We start from the raw sequence: 20,279 nt of genomic DNA on the forward strand, positions 1-20,279 counted from the left end.
GCAGGCGGGCGTGCCGGGCCTTGGCGCTGCCTTGCGCGGCGATGCCGGCGTGACGGTGGCCGCCGGCCCGCTGCTGGGGGGTGTGCTGGGCGCCGGGGTGGGCCTGAACGGTGTTGCGGGCCTGGCAACGGGCGGCAGTGCAGGCAGCACGCCGGTGACTGCGGTGAAGGGTTCGGCCAACGCCGATGCCGGCGCTAATGTGGGTGCCAATGCCAATGCCAATGCCAATGCCGGCGCCCAGGTGGGCGTCAATGCCGGCGTTGAGGGGGGTGTGCGTTCGGGCGCGAACAGCGCGGTCACGGCCGAGCAGCGCGCTGCGGCCCTGGGGGCCGTCGCCATGACCGGCGCTGGTGGCGCTGCCGCTGCGGATGTGCAGGCCGGCGGCGCTGTGAATGCCTCGGGCGCGGTCAACGGCGCGGTTGGCGGCGTGACCAGCGGGGCAGCCCGCGTGCTGGGCGGTGTGCGTGACACCGGCCAGGCGATGGGCGGCGCGGCCGTGCGGTCTGGCAAGCGGGTAACGGGGGGCGTGGCTGGCGCGGTCAACAGCGGGGTGCAGGGCGCGGCTGGCGTGGGTGCCGCGGGCAGTGGCGGCTACAGCGGCAATGCCGGGGCGCCCCGGGCGATGGGTGCCGGCGCCAGCGTGGATGCCAATGTCAAGGCCGGCGCTGCGGTTCAGGGCGGCACGCTGAGCCGCTGAGCCGTTAGGCACGCCCCCGAGGCTTGCCCGGCCCGGCCGGGCGGCTTCAACCTCAACGCAGCACTTGCCCAACGGCGGGTGCTGCTTTTTTTGGCCGGTTCAAGGATCAAACAAGCATTGCCAGGCGGTTGGCGCGGTTTACGACCTTACTTTGTCGCGCAGGGGGCGGCGGCGCTGTCTGACACGGCGGCTGGCGGCTTGTTTCCACAATGGACCCAGGCGATGCATGGCTTTGCCGCCGTCGCGTCGGCAAAGTGCGAAGGCCAACGCTACTTTTTCTTCCACCCACCTGCCAAGGAAACCCCCATGACCAGCAAACAAAACCCGCGTGACAAACAGGCGCCGCACAGCGGCAAGGTTGAGAACGACAGCAACAAGATGGGCGAGCAGGCCGAGACCCAGCTGAACCAGGGCCAGCGCACGCCCGACAGCCGCACTGACCGCGAGGCGCATATTGGCAGCGGCAACCAGACGCAGTCGCGCCGGGGCACCACCAAGGGCCATTAATTGGGCTTAAAACGCCGCTAGCCCAGGTGGCATGTGCCTTGTCAGCTATTAAAATAATAGCAACCAGAGCGCGCCGCGCCGGCGTTCAATCTTCGTCAACCGGATGCCGGCTGCTGCGCCAGATGGCGCGCAGCAGCCACAGGCCGCCCGCACCGGCGCCGCAAAACCCCAAAAAGCCGAAGGCCGGCAGGCCGAACAGGGTGGGGCCGCCCTGCACGTTCATGACGATGGACGAGCCGATGATGAGCGCGGCAATCACCAGGGCCATGGCCAGCCGGTTGGCGGCGCGGTCGATCTGGTCGCCAACGCGCTTGAGGTGCGCCAGCTCGATCGCCACGCTGACGTGGCCGCGGCGCGCGTTGCGCAGCAGGCGCGACAGGTCGTGCGGCAGCTGTTCGGCGATGCTGAGGGCGCGGCGCAGCGCCTTCCCGCCGCGCGTGGCCATGGCCTGGGGCTGGTAGCGTGCCTGCATCACCTCGCGCAGCAGCGGCAGGGCTTCGGTCGCCATGTGAAAGCCGGGCACCAGGCCGCGGCCCATGCCTTCTAGCGTGATGAAGGCCTTGATCAGCAGCGCCAGGTCAGACGGCAGTGCCAGGTGGTGCTCGCGCAAGATGGTGGTGACGTCGGCCAGCATCTGGCCCAGCGACAGCTGCGCCAGCGGCGTGCCGTGGTACTGGTCGACGAAGGCCTCGATCTCGGCTTCCAGCTGCGCCAGGTTCTGGCCGCGCTCGTCGCTGGTCCAGTCCATCAGCACCTCGGCCACGGCCTGCGCATCGCGCTCGACCAGGCCCAGCAGCAGTTGCAGCAGCTCGTCGCGCCGGTGCGCCGACAGGCGGCCGACCATGCCAAAGTCGATAAAGGCAATCTGGTTGCCGGGCAGGTAGAACACGTTGCCGGGGTGCGGGTCGGCATGAAAGTAGCCGTCCTGCACGATCATTTTGAGCACGGCGCGGGCACCGCGCTGCGCCAGCAGGGAGCGGTCAAAGCCGGCCTCGGGCGTCAGCGCCTCAAGCTGGTCGCCGGCAATGCCGCTGATGAAGTCCTGGGTGTTGACGCGCGCGCCGGTGTGGGCCCAATGCACGCGCGGAATCACCACCTGCGGCACGTCGGCAAAATTGGCGGCAATGCGTTCGGCGCTGCGGCATTCGGCGGCCAGATCGAGCTCGCGCCGCAGCGAGCGCGCAAACTCCAGCGTCAGCTGGCGCAGGTGATAGGGCTTGAGGCGCGGCAGCCGGGTTTCGGCAATGCCGGCCAGCGTGCCCAGCAGGCGCAGGTCGGCCTCGATCACGGCCTCGATGCCGGGGCGGCGGATCTTGACGATGACCTCGGTGCCGTCGTGCAACTGCGCGCGGTGCACCTGGGCAATCGAGCCGGCGGCCAGCGGCGCTACGTCAAAACGGGCAAAAATGGCGTCGGGCTCGCCGCCCAGGTCTTCGCGCAGCTGGGGCAACAGCGCGTGCAGCGGCACGGCGGGCACATGGCTGTGCAGGCGCTGAAACTCGGCAATCCATTCGGGGCCAAACAGGTCGGCGCGGCCGGCCAGAATCTGCCCGAGCTTGACGAAGGTGGGGCCCAGTTCCTGCATGGCCAGGCGCACCTGCACCGGCGGCTCAATGCGGGCCAGGTCGGCGGCGCTGTCCCACTTCAGCACATGGCCGGCGCGCTCCAGCATGTCGGCCAGCCCCATGCGGCGCACCGTGTCGCCCAGGCCATGGCGAATCAGCACGCTGGCAATCTCGTTGATGCGGCCGATGTCGCGCGCCGCGCCCAGAGTCCCAAGCATCATGAGTGGATGATAGCCCCGGCCTGGCGCCAAGGGGTTGATGCAGCGCAAGCCGGTGCGGAGCCTGACCCGCCAGCTACCAATTCAGTAGCGGTGGGCGCCTACTTCTTGTCCGGCAGCTCGATCTTGACTTCGAGCACGTCAAGGTTGTCCTGGCGCTCCAGATGGACCTTGATGTCGTCGGGATTGATGTGGATGTATTTGGAGATCACGGCGATCAGGTCGCGCTGAAGCGCCGGCAGGTAGTCGGGTTCGTGGCTGTTGCGGCCCGAGCGCTCGTGCGCCAGGATGATTTGCAGCCGCTCTTTGGCGACGCTGGCGGTTTTTTTCTTTTCACCGAGCAAAAAAGACAGGAATGAAGCCATGGCGTCTTACTTCCCCCCAAACACGCGTTTGAAGAAGCCGACCTTGGGCGCGTCGGTAAAACGCAGCGGCCGGTCTTCGCCCATGAAGCGGGCAATCACGTCCTTGTAGGCTTCCGAGACATCGCTGCCTTCCATGTGCACGGCCGGCACGCCCTGGTTGGAGGCCTGCAGCACAGCCTCGGACTCGGGGATCACGCCGATCAGCTTGATGCGCAGGATGTCCTTGATGTCTTCGAGCGACAGCATCTGGCCCTGGTCGACGCGGCTCGGGTTGTAGCGGGTGATCAAGAGGTGTTCCTTGATCGGGTCGCCGCCTTCCATGCCGCGCTTGGTCTTGCTCGACAGCATGCCCAGGATGCGGTCGGAGTCGCGCACCGAGGAGACCTCGGGGTTGGTCACCACCAGCGCTTCGTCGGCAAAATGCATGGCCATCAGCGCGCCGGTTTCGATGCCGGCCGGGGAGTCGCAGATGATGTATTCAAAGTCCATGGCGCTCAGGTCGGTCAGCACTTTTTCGACGCCTTCCTTGCTCAGCGCTTCCTTGTCGCGGGTTTGCGAGGCGGCCAGCACATAGAGGTTGTCGCACTGCTTGTCCTTGATCAGCGCCTGGTGCAGGTTGGCCTCGCCCTGAATCACGTTGATCAGGTCATACACCACGCGGCGTTCGCAGCCCATGATCAGGTCAAGATTGCGCAGGCCGACGTCGAAGTCGATGACGGCGGTCTTGTGGCCGCGCAGGGCCAGGCCGGTGGCAAAGCTGGCGCTGGTGGTGGTTTTGCCCACGCCGCCCTTGCCGGAGGTGACGACTATGATTTTTGCCATGGGGTAAAAGTCCTTTTGAAGATGAATGGGTGCCGGATTCGCTGCAGCCTGATTACAAGGCTTGCATCACTAATTTGTCGCCTTCTGGGCCGGGCACCAGCCGCACCTGCGTCGGCTTGCCCTGCACGCTGGCGGGCAGCGGGGTTTCGCTGGTGCGGTAGACGCCGGCAATGCTCAGCAGCTCGGCCTGCAGCGCCAGCGCGAAGATGCGGGCCTCGGTGTTGCCGCGGGCGCCGGCCATGGCCTTGCCGCGCAGCGGCGCATAGACATGGATGTGGCCGTCGGCAATCACCTCGGCGCCGGCATTGACCATGGCCATGACGACCAGGTCACGGCCGCGCGCATACACCTGCTGGCCCGAACGCAGCGGCTTGTCGATGACCAGCGCGCCCGGCGCGGCCTCGGCGGGCGCCGGTGGCGGGGCCAAGCGGGTAGCGGGCGCAGCGGCGGCGGGCCGCGGGTTGAGCGGGTGGGCGTCGGGCGCCGGCAGCAGGCCGGCCTGGCGCGCGGCGGCCTGTTGCGCCGGGCTGCCGCCCTTGAAGGCCATCGGCAGCAGCCGGTAGCTGCGCAGCAGCGGAATCAGCGCGTCAAAGTCGACCTCGGCCCCTTCATGGCCGCCGGCCTGCAGCGGCGACAGGTCGATCAGCAGCGGGTCCTGGTCAAAAAAATCGGGGATGTCGCCAAAGCGCAGCGTCAGCTCGCGCGCCAGGGCGGCGAGGTCGGGGGACTTGAGCAGCAGCGCCACCAGGGGCAGGTTGGCGCTTTTGATTTCAAAGGTGGCGGGGGTGGTGGCCGAGATGGCAACAGTCATGGGGGCAGAGACGGGTGAGGCTGAACAGGAGCCGGAAAAAAGGCAGGCCGGGGGAGGGGGAAAACGGGAGTCTGCAGGGTAGCTTGAAAAAAGGGCATTCGCGTGACAGGGATTGTCGCACTTGTGAGCGGATGAAACGCCAGGCCGCCGCGCTGGCCGCCGGCAGCCATTGAACGGGGCCGCGCCGCACCCATATGCAGCAGCTGTCACCCCGTTTTCTGGAGTTTTATGCCCTTTTTGCCGCTGCTGTCGGTGTCTGCCCTGCTCCATCTGTACATCGGAGCAAGTCTTGTGCCCGGGCTGGCGGCGCACCCGGTGGCTCAGCCGCTGCTGATGGCCGGGCTGTTGCTGTCGGCGCTGCTGATGCCGCTGGGCCTGCTGGGGCAGCGCGTGGCCAGGGCGCCGCTGGCCGATGTGCTGAGCTGGGTCGGGCTGCTGCTGATGGGGCTGTTTTCGTCGCTGCTGGTGCTGACGCTGGCGCGCGACGCGGCCTTGCTGCTGCTGTGGCTGGCCAATGCGCTGGCGCCGGGCCGGCTGGCGCTGGCAAGCTGGCGCGCCGGCTCGGCCGGGGCCGTGCCGCTGCTGGCGCTGGCGGTCACGCTGCTGGGCTTTTTGAACGCCAGGCGCACCGCGGCGGTGGTGCGGGTGGAGGTGCCGATCGAAGGCCTGCCGGCCGCGCTGCACGGCTTTACCGTGGCCCAGATCAGCGACATCCATGTCGGGCCGACCATCAAGCAGCGCTACCTGCGCCGCATCGTGGACAAGGTCAATGCGCTGGATGCCGATATGGTGGCGATCACCGGCGACCTGGTGGACGGCAAGGTCAGCGAGCTGGCCGCGCAGGTGGCGCCGCTGGCCGGGCTGAAGTCGCGCCACGGCACTTATTTTGTCACCGGCAACCATGAGTATTACTCGGGCGCGCAGCCCTGGATTGACGAGCTGCGCCGCCTCGGGCTGACGGTGCTGCTGAATCAACATGTGGTGATCCACCACCCTGTAGCGCCCGGAACGCCCGGCGCCGCGAGCGCGCCGCTGGTGCTGGCCGGGGTAACCGACTACAGCGCCGGCCACTACGACCCGGCGCAGCGCAGCGACCCGCAGGCCGCCCTCAATGGCGCACCGGCTGGCCTGCGCCTGCTGCTGGCGCACCAGCCACGCAGCGCGGTGGCGGCGGCCCAGGCCGGCTTTGACCTGCAGCTGTCGGGCCACACCCATGGCGGGCAGTTTTGGCCGTGGAACCTGTTGGTGCGCTTTCAGCAGCCGTTTACCCAGGGCCTGCACCGGCTGCAAAAGTTGTGGGTTTACACCAGCCGGGGCACCGGCTACTGGGGCCCGCCCAAGCGCTTTGGCGCGCCGTCGGAAATTACCGAGTTGCGCCTGGTGGCCGTCTGATGGGGGTCAAAACAGGCTTTAGCCCCGACAGAATGTGCGTGGCGCGCTATTAATTTGGTAGCACGCGAAAAATTCAAGCGGCCGACGCCGCCAGCTGCCTGGCCTTGAGTTCCATCACCAGGTACAGCACGGCGGCGATGCCCAGCGGGGTGACGTAGTAGATCAGGCGGTAGGCCACCAGCGCGGCCAGCAGCTCGGCATGGGGCATCAGGTGCGACAGCAGGGCCACGAACACCGCCTCCAGCACGCCCAGGCCGGCCGGGATGTGGGTGATGACGCCGGCCACGGCGGCCAGCAGCAGCACGCTGACCACGGCCGGAAACTCGATGCGCTGCTGAAACAGGATAAAAATAATGCCCGACATGACCAGCCAGTTGCTGGCCCCCATCAGCAGCTGCAAACTGGCCAGCCCGATCGAGGGCAGCTCGATGCCGTGGCCGCGTACCTGCAGGGTGCGCTTTCGCTTGAAGGCGCACAGCGCGAGGTAGGCGGCGGCAATCGCCAGCAGTACCAAGCCGATCAGGCGCAGGTGCAGGCGGGTGATGGGCCAGCTCGCGGGCAGGCTGGGCGGCATCAGGCTGAACACCAGGCCGGCCAGCAGCAGGTAGCCGATCCAGTTGGCCAGCATGCTCAGCGACATGACGCGGGTGATGGTGCCGGTGCGCAGGCCCAGCCGGGAATAGAGCCGGTAGCGAAACGCCACCCCGCCCACCAGCGAGCCGAGGTTGAGGTTGAAGGCGTAGCTGACGAAGGTGACCGTCATCACCGTGGGCGCGCTCAGGCTGTGGCCGGTGTAGCGGCGGCCCAGCAGGTCAAAGCAGCTGTACAGCGTGAAACTGGTGATGGCCAGCAGCACCGCCTCCCAGGCCGACGCCAGCGGGTAGCGCCGCAGCGCGCTGAAGACCTGGGCCCATTCGATGTTGCGCGCCTGCGAGATCAGCAGGCCGGCCACCAGGATGAAAAACAGCGCGGTGGCGCCGCGCTTGAACCACGGCCACCAGGCTCTGCGGGTCAATTTCGTTCTTTTGGGGTGGTGGGCCATGACGGGCTCAGGCGGGGTCGGCCTGCTTGACGGCGCCAGCGCCTGCCGGGTCTGGCGGTGCCGTCGCCGGCGCTATGACGGGCGTGATGCGCGGCGCATGCGCGGGCAGCCAGCCGGCCCATGAGGGGTAGCGGCGCAGCAGGTGAAACACAAAAAAGCTGCGCACGCTGCGCCAGATGCCGGACTGGCCCAGATCCTCGGGGCGGATCTGCTTGCAGCTGTGCTGCATCAGGTGCTCCAGCCGCGCCGCCAGGTGCTGGTTAAAGGCGCGGTCCTTGATGATGACGTTGGCTTCGAGATTGAGCGACAGGCTCAGCGGGTCGAGGTTGCTGGAGCCGACCGTGGCCCATTCGTCGTCCGACAGCGCCACCTTGCCGTGCAGCGGCCGCTCGCAGTATTCGTAAATCCGCACGCCGGCGGCCATCAGGTGCGGGTACAGCAGGTTGGCGGCGGTTTTGACGATGGCCATGTCGGGCTCGCCCTGCAGAATCAGCCGCACATCGACACCGCGCCGCGCCGCCTTGCGCATTTCCTTGAGCAGCCGGTAGCCGGGGAAAAAATAGGCGTTGGCAATCACGATGCGCTGGCGCGCGCCGCGAATGGCGATGCGGTAATGGCGTTCGATGTCGTTGGTGTGCTTGCGGTTGTCGCGCGTGACAAAAATCGCGGCCGCGCCCTCGCTGGCCTGCGCCGCCGCCTCGTCGTCGGCCGCTGCTGCTGCATCGCCGCGCAGCCGGTGGCTCAGGTTGCTGGCCTGGGCCGACACCCGTTCGCGCAGCCGCCCGGTCAGCGTGGCGCCGGCATTGCGCTGGCCGGCGGCCAGCGCGCGCTGCACAAACTGGTGAATCTCGCTGACGATGGGGCCGGTCATCTCGACCGCGTAGTCCTGCTTGGCCAGCGGGCCGAAGTCGCCGAGGTGATCGGCCGAATAGTTCATGCCGCCGACAAAGGCGCGCTGGCCATCGACCACCACGATCTTGCGGTGCATGCGGCGAAACAGGTTGGTGCGCCAGCCCCAGAGCCGTTTGCCGGGCTCAAACACATGGACCCGCACCCCGGCGTCGACCAGCGCCGCGATGAAGCCGGCCGACAGCTCGGGCGAGCCGTAGCCGTCCACCGTCAGGTCGATCTGCGCGCCGCGCGCCGCCGCGCTCAGCAGCGCCGCATGCAGCGCCTGGCCGACCTTGTCTTCAAACAGGATGAAGGTCTCGACCACCACCTCGCGCTCGGCCGCGGCAATGCATTCAAACACGCGCGGGAAATATTCCTCACCGTTTTCAAGCAGCGCAAACTGGTTGCCGCCTATCCACTTGCTCATGGCACTCACCCGGCAGGCAGCGTCGCAGACGCATTAAGACGCGCGGGGGGCAGCGCATTACACGCAGTGAAAAGCGTGGGGGCCAAGGGCCGCAGCGCCGGGCCGCCCCAAGCAAGGCCAACCCCCTCGGGGGGCAGCGCATTACACGCAGTGAAAAGCGTGGGGGCCAACATTTCTAGAGTTCGATTTCGGCCGCCAGCGGCGCGTGGTCCGACAGGTGCGACCAGGGCTTGCTCGGCAGCACCACCGGCGCGTGGCCGATGGCGTTGCGCACATAGATGCGGTCCAGCCGCAGCAGCGGCAGGCGCGCCGGAAAGGTGCGCGCGGCCTTGCCGTGGGCCTGCACAAACACCTCGTGCAGGTCGGCCTTGTGCTCCAGCAGGTCGTGGGCGCGGTGGCGCCAGTCGTTGAAGTCGCCGGCCACCACCACCGGCGCGTGGGCCGGAATGTCCTTGTGCACCAGCTCGCACAGCATGTCGATCTGCTGGGCACGGTGCGACTCCATCAGCCCCAGGTGCACGCAGATCGCGTGCACGTTGACGCTGCGGCCCGGAATCTGCAGCTCGCAGTGCAGCAGGCCGCGCCGCTCGGGGCCGCTGATCGAGACATCGCGGTTTTCAAACTTCACGATGGGAAACTTGGACATCACCGCGTTGCCGTGGTGGCCGTTGGTGTAGACGGCGTTGCGGCCATAGGCAAACTGCGGCCAGATGGTGTCGGCCAGAAACTCGTAGTGCGGCGTGTCGGGGTAGTTGTCGAACTTGTCGCCATGCTTGGCATGGTTGCCCGTCACTTCCTGCAGGAACACCACATCGGCCCCCACCGTGCGCACCGCCTCGCGCAGCTCGGGCAGGATGAACTTGCGGTTGAAAAAAGTAAAGCCCTTGTGGATGTTGACCGTGAGCACCTTGAAGGAAAACGAGGACTGGGGGCTGGCGGCGGCCATTGCGGTCTGGGTGTCGGCCTCGACCGCCGCCATGTTGACGCGCCGGGCGCGTTTGGGCCGGGGCACCTCCACGGTCAGGCCGGACGGGGCGTCGGAGGGCGATGATTTGGGAGTTTTTGCGGGCATGGGCGATCAGGGGTGGCGAGCGGACGGGGCGGCAGAACAGCCATTTTTGCCCGCGGGGCTTCAGGCCACTGTAGGACGTTAACTTCTTTGCGGCAAGTCACCCGCGCTTTCCGTGATGTCGCGTGACGCCGCGCCTTACTTGGGCCGGGGCCGGGCCAGGCCCCGGTCGGGCTGCGACAGGGTGCCGGCGCGCAGGGCCTGCACCGCATTGGCGACCGCGCTGGCGACGTTGCGCACCTCGGCCTGCAGCGCCTTGTCGGCGTCCAGCGCCTCATGGCTGGTGGCATAGGGCTGGTAGTAGCCGACATAGCGGTCCAGCCGCGCCTGGCTGCCGGCGTCGATCAGGCCCATCCAGTCGAGCCAGTCCGACAGGCTGCGGCGCGCGCCCTCGATGCCCGCGACATCGCCATGCACCACCAGGCCATAGGCGCGGCCCGCCAGGTGCTTGGGATAGTCCCAGCCCCTGAGTTCCAGTTCCTTGGCCTCGGCCGGTTTTTTGCCGTGGGTCGAGGTCGGGTCGGGGTTGCCGCCGTCGGCGCAGACCAGCCGGTCAATCATCAGCTTGAGCGGGCTCGGGGCCTGGTACCAGTACACCGGCGTCAGGATGATGACGGCGTGGGCGGCGGTCCAGCGCTCGTAAAGCTCGGCCATCCAGTCACTGGTTTGCCCCAGCGAATGGTTCGGGTAGCAGCTGCAGGGCCAGTGGCACAGCGGCATCGCGGTCGAGACGCAGCCCTTGCAGGGGTGGATGTTGAGGTGGTAGCTGGAGGTCAGCAGGCTCAGGTCCAGCACGTCGGTTTGCAGCTGCGACTGCTGCAGCACTTCCTCGGCCCACTGCGTCATGCGAAAGGTCTTGGAGATCTCGCCGGGGCAGCTGCCATCGTTGCGCGCCGAGCCGTTGATGAGCAGCACGCGCGAGGCGCAAGCGGGGTCTTGCCACGCGGCCTGGGCCTTTTCAAGCCGGGCCCTGGTGTCAAGCCATTCCACCGACAGGTCATAGTCCGGGTCGGCATAGCCGGGCCCGGCCTTGCGCGTCAGCGGCGCCTTGCGGCCTTGCTGGTAGGCGTCCCAGGCAAGCGCCTCGACGCGCGAGAGCGCGGCCTCTTCGGCCCTGAACGCCGGGTCCATGAAGGATTGCATGAAGCGCTCGTGAAACAGCTGGCGCGACAGCACGGGGGGCGCCTGGCCCTTGCGGATTTCAGTCATGGCTTGTCCTTGATCTTGGGCGGCGGGCGATGCGCCGGCTGGCTTCATTTTTGCTGGCGGCCGCTGGGCGCGGTGTAGGAGAGCAGGCCGATCCGTGCGGCGCCGGCTGGTGGAATGGTTCCGGATTTCTTCATTCCCTTCAAATCGGCGCGAACGGCTGTAAGAAGCCCGGCGCCAGCCAGACTAACTGGCAACCAGACAGAAAAAGGTTTTGTCCGGTTGCTTTGATGGACTTTCAACTTTGATGAACCACCCGGAGATTTGACATGAAACAACGCACCCTGATGGCTGCCGCCGCAGCCTCCCTGCTGTCCACCGTGTTGCTGGCGGCCCCTTCCTTTGCGCAGACGGCTGGCGCCAGCAATGCCATTCCCAACGCCGGCTCCAAACAGGATCCGATGGTGGCCCCGGCCGTGAAGCGGATGGCCGTGACCGAGACCGACAAGATGAAGCGCGCCGATGTCAGGGCCGCCGCCAACGCCAGCCATGCCATCCCCGACGCCGGCTCCAGGCAAGACCCGCAAGTCGACAAGCCGCCGGTCGTCACCGTCAGCAAGGAAGAAAAGCTGGCCGCACGCGCCAAACGCAGGGCCGAGCTGGCAGCCGGCGGCTCTTCGAGCAACCCCGCCAATCCGCGCAGCAACCCGACGGGCAATGCCGCCCTCGATGTGCAAACCTCTGCAACGCCGACCTCCAAGAGCTGATGGCTTTCGGGCAAAAAGACCGCTCGCAATGAGCGGTCTTTTTGCGGCGTGACAAATCGTAAAAAATCGATGCAAAAAGCAAAACATTGGGGGAATTTCCTACACGCGCTGGTTCGTCTGGACTAGGGGCAAGGGCTTTTGTGCGCGCTAAGGTGAACTCAACTCTGCGCAATTGACAGGGTTCTATCAACTTGCCTCCAGCGTGAGGTTTCACCCAAGGAAAAATTATGCGTACTTCTTTCACCCGTTTTGCCCCTGCCGCTGCCGTGCTGACCGCCGCCATGATGCTGGGCGCCCCTTCGTTTGCCCAGACCGGCGGCGCCAGCAATGCGATTCCCGGTGCGGGCTCCAAGCAGGATCCGCAAGTGGCCATGCCGCAGGCGACCATGCCGGCGACCGGCGCCAGCATGAACACACGGGCCGAAGTCAAGGCCGAAGCCAACGCCAGCAACGCCATTCCGAATGCGGGCTCCAAGCAGGACCCGCAAGTGGAACAAAAGATGACCGGACACCGGCCCAACAAGGCCGAGCGCCGTGCCGGCCAGGAGCTGCGCAAGGCCAAACTCAAGGCGGAAGGCTCGGCCAGCAACCCGAAAAATCCTGCCGCCAACCCGACGGGTAGCGCCGCCAGCGGTGTGGACACATCGGCCACGCCGACCTCGAAGAACTGACAGCGGATCCCGCTTCTGAAAATGCTTGACGGGGCGGTAAGCCCCCGGCCGTTTCGACGCCAAAGCCCGTGCATGACAGCGCGGGCTTTTTTTTGTGGGGTGCGCCAGAGCCGCTGCATCGCCCGGCGTTGCCCGAACAAAACGTAACACGGGATACAGAAAAGAAACCCAGCAGGCAAATGTCTTACTGAGTCGGTGGCGTTGGACCCGGGTATTTGGCTGGCTTGCGGGATTACGCTAGCCGAAGTCTGCCCCCGTCAGGGCAGTTCAAGCCCGCCTCAAGTCGAGGTTTCTAACCAAGGAGATGTTATGCGTACCTCATGCACTCGTTTCATTCCCACCGCTGTAGCGCTGGCGGCCACCCTGCTGTTTGGTGGCGGCCCTTCCTTTGCGCAGCCGGACGCTGCCAGCAAGGCCAGCGCGACGACGCGCGCCGCGGTCAAGGCGGACGCCCACGCGAGCAATGACATCCCCAACGCGGGTTCTAAACAGGATCCGCAGGTGGACAAGCCGGCGGCCGTGAAAATCAGCAAGGAAGAGCGGATGGCGGCGCGCGCCAGGCGCAAATCCGAGGTCGTGGCGTCGGGCGGCGCCAGCAACGCGATTCCCAATGCCGGCGCCAAGCAAGACCCGCCCGTGGACAAGCCGATGGTGAAAGCCACCAAGTAGCAGCAAGGAGCGGGCTGGCCGTGCGCCCAGCGCCAGGCCAGGCTCGCTTCAAACCAAAAGGCCCGCAGCTAACAGTGCGGGCTTTTTTTTTGCGGCGTGGTTTTTGATTCTATCGGCCCCCTCGTGGCGGTGATGCCCTGCCGGCGACACCGCCAGAGGTCTCGTTTTTTAACAAACCGTAACGCGTGATACCGAAAAGAACCACGACAGGTCAATATCCTACAAGTAGTGGGGGTGCTGAAGAACATGATGAACCGGTTGGTGCGCTGCGGTGCCTGTTCTGCGGCAAGGCAGGGCGCCATCAACCGGTCTCGTCTCTAGTCTCTATCAACCGGCCTCCACTTCGAGGCTTCACCCAAGGAGAAGTCATGCAAAACTACCTCGCCCGTTTCGCCCCTGTCGCTGGCGTACTGGCTGTTGCCATGCTGTTCGGCGGCCCTTCCGTGGCGCAAACCGGCGGCGCCAGCAACGCCATTCCCAATGCGGGTTCCAAGCAGGACCCACCGGTGGACAAGCCTGCAGTGGTGAAAACCACCAAGGAAGAAAGAGCTGCCGCGCGCGCCAAGCGCAAAGCCGAGGTCGCCGGAGGGGCCGGTGCCAGCAATGCGATTCCCAACGCGGGTTCCAATCAGGATCCGCCAGTGGACAAGCCCACGGGCGTGAAAACCACCAAGGCAGAAAGAGCCGCCGCCCGGGCCCAACGCAGGGCCGAGGTCGCGAAGGCCGGTGGCGCCAGCAATGCGATTCCCAACGCGGGTGCAAAACAGGATCCGCCGGTGGACAAGACAGTTGTGAAGTGAGCCGTCCAGAAAAAAGCCCGCGCGGTGATGGGCGGGCTTTTTTTGGGGTTGCAGCTTGACGCGACTGGCGTTTAACCGCGCTGGTGATGGCCGCCGTGATGGCCATCACGGCCACCGTGGGCACCGCGCTTGAGTTGCTCGGCATCAAAGGTTTTCTGCTGCTCCGGGCTCAAGGCCGCATAAAGCGTCTTGGTGGCCTCACCGCGCTTGTCCATCATGGCGCTCATCTCGGCCATGCGCTGGGTGCGCAGGGCGCGCATCTTGTCGATGCGCTGCGGCGTGTTCAGCTTGTCAAACTCGGCGCGCTGCTCGGGCGTGGGCCGCGCGCCCATGCCCATCATCCCGCGGCCCATGCCGGCGGGCGGCTGCATGGCCGCGCTGTAGGCCGCCCAGGCGCCTTCCTGCGCCGGGGTGATTTTGAGTGTGGCTTTCATGTCGGCCTGGCGCTTGGCCATCCAGGCCTGCATTTTGGCCGGGTCGTGGCGGCCCATGCGCTCGCCGCGTGGCGCTGCCGCGTTGGCCGACGCCGCCGGGCCGGCCGCGGGAGCGACCGGCGCGGGCTGGGCCATGACGCTGGCGCCAGCAGCGGCCAGCAGGCCGGCCAGCACCAGGCTGTTCAGGGGCGCAAAGGATTTGAGGGTGAATTTCATAAAGAACTTCCTTGGGTAAGAAAAAGGGATCGGGCGAAACCAGCCTGGTGCGTGCGTTGCATGCGGGGTGCCTACAAGGGCGGGCATCAGGTTGAAAGCAAGTGTGGCGGCCCCGTGTATAGGCGCCATTGCGCGGCGGTGAGGGTTTGTAAAGTTGGGTGAAGGCGGCGTTGCGCGCGGCGGGTTGCCGCCATCCGGCTTTGTTACAGTGGGTGCAGCGCGTCAAGCCCGTTTTGACAGTCAAATCAGGCTGTAGCCCAGGTAGTACGTGTGCATGCAGCTATAAAAAACATAGCACGAAGGGTTCCGGAGCAGTTTTCGGTGCTTCCCCTCGTTCCCAATCAACCCGCAAAAAAGGTGTGTTCAGTGTTTAAAAACGTGATGGTGTATCGCATCGGGCCGGAGTGGTCGGTCTCCCTGGCGCAACTGGAGGCAGGCCTGCAGGAAAACCGCTTTGTCGAGTGCGGCCTGACGCAGGAAAAGTCGGTCGGCTGGACCGCCCCGCGCGGTGATGTGCATGGCGCGCTGGTCGAGGCCGTCGGCGGCCAGTGGCTGCTCAAGCTGATGCTGGAAAGCAAGGCCGTGCCGGGCTCGGTGCTCAGCCGCAAGGCCAGGGAGCGGGCGGCGCAGATCGAGGCTGTCACCGGCCGCAAGCCGGGCAAAAAAGAGATGAAAGAGATCAAGGAAGAGGCGCGCATCACGCTCTTGCCGATGGCGTTTACCAAGCAGGGCGCGGTGCTGGTCTGGATAGACCCCGCCGCCCGGCTGCTGGTGATTGATGCGGCCAGCCAGGCCAAGGCCGACGAGGTGCTGACCTGCCTGGCCAAGTCGATGCCGGGGCTGGGCGCCGTGCTGGTGCAGACCACGATCTCCCCGGTGGCCGCCATGGCCGACTGGCTGCGCAGCCAGGAGCCACCGGCCGGCTTCAGCGTCGATCGCGAGTGCGAACTGAAGGCCGGCGATGACTCGAAGGCGGTGGTGCGCTACTCGCGGCATGCGCTGGACATTGAAGAGGTGCAGCAGCATATCGCCATGGGCAAACTGCCGACGCGGCTGGCCATGACCTGGGAGGGCCGCGTGTCCTTTGTGCTGACCGAGGCCTTGCAGATCAAGAAGCTGGCCTTTGTCGATGGCGTGTTTCAGGACGATGCGTCGGCCAGCAAGGACGACCGCTTCGATGCCGATGCGGCGATTGCCACCGGCGAAATCCGCCGGCTGATTCCGGACCTGCTGGAAGCGCTGGGCGGCGAGATGACGCTCGGCGTGCAGCCGTTGTCGCAGCCGCTGCCGCTCGCCGCCTGAAGATAAAAAGTGGCGCCAGCCCAGGCACAACGCGCGCGGTCTGCTATTAATTTGATAGTAAATGGCGCGCCGCTTGCCACGCGGCGGCGCTGTGCCTACAATGGCGGCAGCTTGTCGGGGTGCCAAAGATGTTTTCGTCTGAGGCTGAGATCGCAAAAATGCGAGACCCGCTGAACCTGATCGGGATTATCCCCGCGTAGGAAACAAGGCACTTTGGCTCCGGCAGTCCGTCCCCCGCACCCAGCGGCCCCAGGCGAAACGCTCCGGCTCCCCAGGCAGGCACCCCCACCTTCTCTGGAGACCCCATGGCCAAAACTTCTCTCACCGTTGACACCGCCGATCTCGCAAGCCGCATCACGCGCACGCCTTTTCCCGGCTCCGCCAAGATTTACCTCGAGGGCTCGCGGCCCGACATCCGGGTGCCGTTTCGCGAGGTCACGCTGACCGACACGCTGGTGGCCGAGGGCCACGAGACCCGCCGTGAAGCGAATCCGCCGCTGCGCCTGTACGACGCCTCGGGCGTGTACACCGACCCGGCCGCCCCGATTGACATCACGCGTGGCCTGAGCCCCCTGCGCGGCGCCTGGATCAACGCGCGCCAGGACACGGAAGCGCTGCCCGGCATCAGCAGCGCCTATGGCCGCGAGCGCCTGAACGATCCCGCGCTGGCCGCCCTGCGCATGGCGCATGCACCGGTGCCGCGCCGCGCCAAGCCAGGGGCCAATGTGTCGCAGATGCACTATGCGCGCCAAGGCATCATCACGCCCGAGATGGAATACATCGCGGTGCGTGAAAACCTGGTGCGCGCCCAGCTGGCCGAGCGGCTGGCGACCGAGCGCATGCCGAAAAAGGGCCATTCCTTCAATGCGGCGATTCCCGAGCAGATCAGCGCCGAATTCGTGCGTGACGAAGTCGCGCGCGGCCGCGCCGTGATTCCGAACAACATCAACCACCCCGAAAGCGAGCCGATGATCATCGGCCGCAATTTCCTGATCAAGGTCAATGCCAACATCGGCAACTCGGCCGTCACGTCGAGCATTGAAGAGGAAGTGGACAAGCTGGTCTGGTCGATTCGCTGGGGCGCCGACACCGTGATGGACCTCTCGACCGGCGACAACATCCATGAAACGCGCGAGTGGATTTTGCGCAACTCGCCGGTGCCGATCGGCACGGTGCCGATTTACCAGGCGCTGGAAAAAGTCAACGGCAAGGCCGAAGACCTGACCTGGGAAATCTTCCGCGACACGCTGATCGAGCAGGCCGAGCAGGGCGTGGACTACTTCACCATTCATGCCGGCGTGCGCCTGGCCTATGTGCCGCTGACGGCGAACCGCCTGACCGGCATCGTCTCGCGCGGCGGCTCCATCATGGCCAAGTGGTGTCTGTCGCACCACAAGGAAAGCTTTTTGTACGAGCACTTTGAAGACATCTGCGAGATCATGAAGGCCTACGACATTTGCTTCTCGCTCGGTGATGGTCTGCGCCCGGGCTCGATTGCCGACGCCAACGACGAAGCGCAGTTTGCCGAGCTGCACACGCTGGGCGAACTCACGCAAATTGCCTGGAAGCATGACGTGCAGGTGATGATTGAAGGCCCGGGTCATGTGCCGCTGCAACTGGTGAAGGAGAACGTCGACAAGCAGCTCGAAGCCTGCTTCGAGGCGCCGTTCTACACGCTGGGCCCGCTGATCACCGACATCTCGCCGGGCTACGACCATATCTCGTCGGCCATGGGCGCGGCCAACATTGGCTGGTACGGCACGGCCATGCTGTGCTACGTGACGCCGAAGGAGCACCTCGGCCTGCCGAACCGCGACGACGTGAAGCAGGGTCTGATTGCCTACAAGATTGCCGCGCATGCGGGTGATTTGGCCAAGGGCTACCCCGGCGCGCAGATGTGGGACAACGCGGTCAGCAAGGCGCGCTTCGAGTTCCGCTGGGAAGACCAGTTCCGCCTGGCGATCGACCCCGACACGGCAATGGCCTACCACGATGAAACGCTGCCGAAAGAGAACGCCAAGGTGGCGCATTTCTGTTCGATGTGCGGGCCGAAATTCTGCTCGATGAAGATCTCGCAGGAGGTGCGCGAGTTTGCGCGGCTCAATCCGGCCACGACGACGCTGGCGACCCCCCCGGGGGTGATTCCGATCAAGCAGATCACGGTGGAGATTGCAACGGGCTTTGAGGAAAAGGCCGAAGAGTTCCGCCAGGGCGGCAACGAGATTTATTCCTGAGGAAGCGGAGATGGCAGCTTTGCACATCGGCATTGCCGGCGCGGGTCTGGCCGGCCGCACGCTGGCCTGGCGGCTGCTGCGCGCCGGTTGCCGCGTCAGCCTGTTTGATGCGCGTCAGCGCGATGACCTGGCCACCGCGTCGATGACCGCAGCGGCCATGCTGTCGCCGCTGGCGGAGCTGGCCGTGTCGGATGCGGCGGTGTTTGCGTTGGGCCAGCACTCCATGCAGCTCTGGCCGCAGTGGATCCATGAGCTGGCCGAATCAGGCGGCGAGCCGGTGTATTTTCGGCAAGAGGGCACGCTGGTGGTGGCGCACGCGCCTGACCAGGCTTCGCTGGAGCATTTCACGCGCCTGCTGCAGCACAAGCTGCCCGCGGCCTGCCGGGCGCAGGTTCAGCAGCTCAATGCCGCGACGCTGGCGCAACATGAGCCGGCACTGGCCGGGCGCTTTGGCGGCGGGCTGTTTCTGGCGGGCGAGGGCCAGCTGGCCAATGACCAGTGGATGGCCGCGCTGGTCGCCGAGATTGACCGGCTGGGCGGGCGCTGGCATGAGGGGCAGGCGGTGGAGCGGGTCGACGAGGGCCGCATGGTGTGCGCCGGCAAGACGTACACCGTTGATGTGGCGGTCGATGCGCGCGGCGTCGGCAGCAAGGCGCAACTGCCGCAGCTGCGCGGCGTGCGCGGCGAGGTGCTGACGGTGGAATGCGCCGGCGTGAGCCTGCGGCGGCCGGTGCGGCTGATGCACCCGCGCTACCAGCTGTATGTGGCGCCGCGGCCTGGCAATCTGTTTGTGGTCGGCGCGACCGAGCTCGAATCGGAAGACTGCGGCCCGGTGACCCTGCGTTCCACGCTGGAACTGGGCAGTGCGCTGCACAGCCTGCACCCGGCCTTTGGCGAGGCGCGCGTGCTGCGCCTGGCCGCCGCCCTGCGCCCGGCACTGGACGACCACCGGCCCATGGTGGCGCTGCGTGACGGCGTCTGGCATATCAACGGCCTGTACCGCCATGGTTATCTGTGCGCGCCGGCGCTGGTGGATGAACTGACCCATACACTGTTGGGAACGCAATCATGACCGTGATGAACTCTCTCGAAATTTCCCTCAATGGTGAGCGCCTTGAAACCGACGCGTCCACCCTGCAGGCGCTGCTGCTGGCACGCGGCTACGCGTTGCAGGGCGCGATGGCCTGCGCCATCAACAACACCTTTGTGCCGCGCCCGCAATGGCCCGAACGCCCGCTGCAGCATGGCGACCGCATTGATGTGGTGACGCCGATTACCGGAGGCTAGCTATGGAACACCCCCGTCGGATGCTCACTACGTGTAGCACCTTCCCCCCTTGCAGGGGGCGATGCCTGCGGACTGGCGGAGCCAGCTCCGCGGCATCTGCTTGCACTGCTCCGTCGAATCTCTTGACATGACAACACCTGCAATGCCTTCTATCGCGCACGGCCAGCCCTGGACCGTCGCCGGCACCACGCTGGCCAGCCGCTTTTTTCTGGGCACCTCGCATTACCCCTCGCCACAGGTGCTGGGTGATGCGGTGCGCGCCAGTGGCACCGAGGTGCTGACCGTGGGCCTGCGCCGGCTGCAGCCCGAGAGCGGCGGCGGCAACAGCTTCTGGCAGCGCGTGCAAGCCTTGGGCTGCCGCATCCTGCCCAACACGGCGGGCTGCCACAGCGCGGAAGAAGCCATCACGCTGGCGCAGATGGCGCGCGAGATTTTCGGCACGGCCTGGATCAAGCTTGAAGTGATTGGCGACGACTACACGCTGCAGCCCGACACCCACGCCACGCTGCAGGCGGCGACGGTGCTGGCGCGCGATGGCTTTGCGGTGTTTGCCTACACCACCGACGACCTGGTGATCGCGCAAAAGCTGCGAGACGCCGGTTGCGCGGCGGTGATGCCCTGGGCCGCGCCGATTGGCACCGGCCGCGGGCCGCTCAACCCCTACGCGCTGGAAACGATGCGGCGCCGCCTGCCCGATGCCGTGCTGGTGGTGGACGCCGGGCTGGGCCGGCCGTCGCACGCCGCGCAGGTGATGGAGCTGGGCTTTGACGCCGTGCTGCTGAACACCGCCGTGGCGCAGGCCGGTGACCCGGTGCGCATGGCGCGCGCCTTTGCCGACGGCGTGGCGGCTGGCCGCGCCGCCTATGAGTCCACCCCCATGCCCGAGCGCGCCGCCGCGCAGGCTTCGACCCCCACCGTCGGCGTGCCTTTTTGGCACGCCCCTTAAT

At 66.3% G+C, this 20,279-nt stretch carries 20 protein-coding genes, 2 pseudogenes and 1 riboswitch; of the genes and pseudogenes, 12 read left to right on the forward strand and 10 right to left on the reverse strand.

The features are described from left to right. A pseudogene (locus tag RMO23_RS17945) lies at positions 1 to 697 on the forward strand (hypothetical protein); the annotation flags it as partial. A gap of 306 nt (positions 698 to 1,003) precedes the next feature. After that, a complete protein-coding gene (locus tag RMO23_RS17950; RefSeq protein WP_309684206.1) occupies positions 1,004 to 1,204 on the forward strand; it encodes a hypothetical protein in 201 nt (66 codons plus the stop codon). Positions 1,205 to 1,289: 85 nt separating this feature from the next. Here RMO23_RS17950 and RMO23_RS17955 read toward each other — a convergent pair whose 3' ends face one another. The 4 genes from RMO23_RS17955 to minC all read right to left on the reverse strand — a co-directional run bounded on the left by RMO23_RS17955 (position 1,290) and on the right by minC (position 4,985). Further along, positions 1,290 to 2,990: an AarF/UbiB family protein gene (locus RMO23_RS17955; RefSeq protein WP_309684208.1), complete on the reverse strand. Its 1,701-nt coding sequence runs from the start codon at positions 2,988 to 2,990 to the stop codon at positions 1,290 to 1,292. Positions 2,991 to 3,088: 98 nt separating this feature from the next. Further along, a complete protein-coding gene (gene minE / locus RMO23_RS17960) occupies positions 3,089 to 3,352 on the reverse strand; it encodes a cell division topological specificity factor MinE (protein WP_309684210.1) in 264 nt (87 codons plus the stop codon). 6 nt (positions 3,353 to 3,358) lie between these two features. Next, entirely contained in the window at positions 3,359 to 4,174 is an 816-nt protein-coding gene (gene minD, locus RMO23_RS17965; RefSeq protein ID WP_309684211.1) for a septum site-determining protein MinD, read from the reverse strand. 52 nt (positions 4,175 to 4,226) lie between these two features. Then, entirely contained in the window at positions 4,227 to 4,985 is a 759-nt protein-coding gene (minC, locus tag RMO23_RS17970) for a septum site-determining protein MinC (protein WP_309684213.1), read from the reverse strand. 228 nt (positions 4,986 to 5,213) lie between these two features. Between minC and RMO23_RS17975 the strand changes: the two genes are divergently transcribed. Next, entirely contained in the window at positions 5,214 to 6,377 is a 1,164-nt protein-coding gene (locus tag RMO23_RS17975) for a metallophosphoesterase (protein ID WP_309684215.1), read from the forward strand. 73 nt (positions 6,378 to 6,450) lie between these two features. Here the strand turns inward: RMO23_RS17975 and RMO23_RS17980 are convergent, their stop codons facing one another. From RMO23_RS17980 to RMO23_RS18000, 5 genes are all read right to left on the reverse strand, one after another. Beyond that, positions 6,451 to 7,419: a lysylphosphatidylglycerol synthase domain-containing protein gene (locus RMO23_RS17980; protein ID WP_309684216.1), complete on the reverse strand. Its 969-nt coding sequence runs from the start codon at positions 7,417 to 7,419 to the stop codon at positions 6,451 to 6,453. A 7-nt stretch (positions 7,420 to 7,426) separates the two neighbouring features. Next, positions 7,427 to 8,737 carry a cardiolipin synthase ClsB gene (clsB, locus tag RMO23_RS17985; protein WP_309684217.1) on the reverse strand — a complete coding sequence of 437 codons (1,311 nt, stop codon included), beginning with the start codon at positions 8,735 to 8,737 and terminating at the stop codon, positions 7,427 to 7,429. Positions 8,738 to 8,912: 175 nt separating this feature from the next. Then, positions 8,913 to 9,716 carry an endonuclease/exonuclease/phosphatase family protein gene (locus tag RMO23_RS17990; RefSeq protein WP_405041634.1) on the reverse strand — a complete coding sequence of 268 codons (804 nt, stop codon included), beginning with the start codon at positions 9,714 to 9,716 and terminating at the stop codon, positions 8,913 to 8,915. Between the two features lie 228 nt (positions 9,717 to 9,944). After that, positions 9,945 to 11,015, reverse strand: a complete 1,071-nt coding sequence (locus tag RMO23_RS17995) for an NAD(P)H-dependent oxidoreductase (RefSeq protein WP_309684218.1) — start codon at positions 11,013 to 11,015, stop codon at positions 9,945 to 9,947. Between the two features lie 44 nt (positions 11,016 to 11,059). Next, entirely contained in the window at positions 11,060 to 11,254 is a 195-nt protein-coding gene (locus RMO23_RS18000) for a hypothetical protein (RefSeq protein WP_309684219.1), read from the reverse strand. A gap of 27 nt (positions 11,255 to 11,281) precedes the next feature. Here RMO23_RS18000 and RMO23_RS18005 point away from each other — a divergent pair, with 27 nt between their 5' ends. The 4 genes from RMO23_RS18005 (at position 11,282) to RMO23_RS18020 (ending at position 13,859) form a co-directional block, all read left to right on the forward strand. Next, positions 11,282 to 11,719 carry a hypothetical protein gene (locus tag RMO23_RS18005; RefSeq protein WP_309684220.1) on the forward strand — a complete coding sequence of 146 codons (438 nt, stop codon included), beginning with the start codon at positions 11,282 to 11,284 and terminating at the stop codon, positions 11,717 to 11,719. A gap of 227 nt (positions 11,720 to 11,946) precedes the next feature. Continuing rightward, entirely contained in the window at positions 11,947 to 12,390 is a 444-nt protein-coding gene (locus RMO23_RS18010; protein ID WP_309684221.1) for a hypothetical protein, read from the forward strand. A gap of 309 nt (positions 12,391 to 12,699) precedes the next feature. Further along, positions 12,700 to 13,059, forward strand: coding sequence for a hypothetical protein (locus RMO23_RS18015; RefSeq protein WP_309684223.1), 360 nt, complete (start codon positions 12,700 to 12,702; stop codon positions 13,057 to 13,059). 368 nt (positions 13,060 to 13,427) lie between these two features. After that, the gene (locus RMO23_RS18020) at positions 13,428 to 13,859 is read left to right on the forward strand and encodes a hypothetical protein (protein ID WP_309684224.1); all 432 of its coding nucleotides are present in this window, start codon (positions 13,428 to 13,430) and stop codon (positions 13,857 to 13,859) included. A 71-nt stretch (positions 13,860 to 13,930) separates the two neighbouring features. Here RMO23_RS18020 and RMO23_RS18025 read toward each other — a convergent pair whose 3' ends face one another. Then, entirely contained in the window at positions 13,931 to 14,509 is a 579-nt protein-coding gene (locus RMO23_RS18025; protein ID WP_309684225.1) for a Spy/CpxP family protein refolding chaperone, read from the reverse strand. 366 nt (positions 14,510 to 14,875) lie between these two features. Between RMO23_RS18025 and RMO23_RS18030 the strand changes: the two genes are divergently transcribed. From RMO23_RS18030 to RMO23_RS18050, 5 genes and pseudogenes are all read left to right on the forward strand, one after another. Next, on the forward strand, positions 14,876 to 15,811 hold the full coding sequence (locus RMO23_RS18030; RefSeq protein WP_309684226.1) for a recombination-associated protein RdgC: 936 nt from the start codon (positions 14,876 to 14,878) through the stop codon (positions 15,809 to 15,811). A gap of 105 nt (positions 15,812 to 15,916) precedes the next feature. Then, positions 15,917 to 16,031, forward strand: a riboswitch (TPP riboswitch). Between the two features lie 151 nt (positions 16,032 to 16,182). Beyond that, positions 16,183 to 17,908: pseudogene (gene thiC / locus RMO23_RS18035) on the forward strand (phosphomethylpyrimidine synthase ThiC); the annotation flags it as partial. Between the two features lie 147 nt (positions 17,909 to 18,055). Then, positions 18,056 to 19,117 (forward strand): glycine oxidase ThiO, encoded by a 1,062-nt coding sequence (gene thiO / locus RMO23_RS18040; protein WP_309684228.1) that lies wholly within the window; start codon positions 18,056 to 18,058, stop codon positions 19,115 to 19,117. Between the two features lie 5 nt (positions 19,118 to 19,122). Then, positions 19,123 to 19,332: a sulfur carrier protein ThiS gene (gene thiS / locus RMO23_RS18045; RefSeq protein WP_309684229.1), complete on the forward strand. Its 210-nt coding sequence runs from the start codon at positions 19,123 to 19,125 to the stop codon at positions 19,330 to 19,332. A gap of 127 nt (positions 19,333 to 19,459) precedes the next feature. Further along, a complete protein-coding gene (locus tag RMO23_RS18050) occupies positions 19,460 to 20,278 on the forward strand; it encodes a thiazole synthase (RefSeq protein WP_405041633.1) in 819 nt (272 codons plus the stop codon). Position 20,279: the final 1 nt, after the last annotated feature.

Source organism: Polaromonas sp. (genome assembly GCF_031411155.1).
In the GTDB taxonomy this organism is placed as follows: domain Bacteria; phylum Pseudomonadota; class Gammaproteobacteria; order Burkholderiales; family Burkholderiaceae_C; genus Polaromonas.

Bases quoted from the DNA above. Each gene is read 5' to 3' on its own strand.
- minD (WP_309684211.1), bottom strand. From the start codon at position 4,174: ATGGCAAAAATCATAGTCGTCACCTCCGGCAAGGGCGGCGTGGGCAAA.
- RMO23_RS17995 (WP_309684218.1), bottom strand. From the start codon at position 11,015: ATGACTGAAATCCGCAAGGGCCAGGCGCCCCCCGTGCTGTCGCGCCAG.
- RMO23_RS18015 (WP_309684223.1), top strand. From the start codon at position 12,700: ATGCGTACCTCATGCACTCGTTTCATTCCCACCGCTGTAGCGCTGGCG.
- RMO23_RS18010 (WP_309684221.1), top strand. From the start codon at position 11,947: ATGCGTACTTCTTTCACCCGTTTTGCCCCTGCCGCTGCCGTGCTGACC.
- RMO23_RS17950 (WP_309684206.1), top strand. From the start codon at position 1,004: ATGACCAGCAAACAAAACCCGCGTGACAAACAGGCGCCGCACAGCGGC.
- minE (WP_309684210.1), bottom strand. From the start codon at position 3,352: ATGGCTTCATTCCTGTCTTTTTTGCTCGGTGAAAAGAAAAAAACCGCC.
- RMO23_RS17990 (WP_405041634.1), bottom strand. From the start codon at position 9,716: ATGGCGGCGGTCGAGGCCGACACCCAGACCGCAATGGCCGCCGCCAGC.
- minC (WP_309684213.1), bottom strand. From the start codon at position 4,985: ATGACTGTTGCCATCTCGGCCACCACCCCCGCCACCTTTGAAATCAAA.
- RMO23_RS18050 (WP_405041633.1), top strand. From the start codon at position 19,460: ATGACAACACCTGCAATGCCTTCTATCGCGCACGGCCAGCCCTGGACC.
- RMO23_RS17975 (WP_309684215.1), top strand. From the start codon at position 5,214: ATGCCCTTTTTGCCGCTGCTGTCGGTGTCTGCCCTGCTCCATCTGTAC.
- thiS (WP_309684229.1), top strand. From the start codon at position 19,123: ATGAACTCTCTCGAAATTTCCCTCAATGGTGAGCGCCTTGAAACCGAC.
- RMO23_RS18020 (WP_309684224.1), top strand. From the start codon at position 13,428: ATGCAAAACTACCTCGCCCGTTTCGCCCCTGTCGCTGGCGTACTGGCT.
- RMO23_RS17980 (WP_309684216.1), bottom strand. From the start codon at position 7,419: ATGGCCCACCACCCCAAAAGAACGAAATTGACCCGCAGAGCCTGGTGG.
- clsB (WP_309684217.1), bottom strand. From the start codon at position 8,737: ATGAGCAAGTGGATAGGCGGCAACCAGTTTGCGCTGCTTGAAAACGGT.
- RMO23_RS17955 (WP_309684208.1), bottom strand. From the start codon at position 2,990: ATGATGCTTGGGACTCTGGGCGCGGCGCGCGACATCGGCCGCATCAAC.
- thiO (WP_309684228.1), top strand. From the start codon at position 18,056: ATGGCAGCTTTGCACATCGGCATTGCCGGCGCGGGTCTGGCCGGCCGC.
- RMO23_RS18005 (WP_309684220.1), top strand. From the start codon at position 11,282: ATGAAACAACGCACCCTGATGGCTGCCGCCGCAGCCTCCCTGCTGTCC.
- RMO23_RS18025 (WP_309684225.1), bottom strand. From the start codon at position 14,509: ATGAAATTCACCCTCAAATCCTTTGCGCCCCTGAACAGCCTGGTGCTG.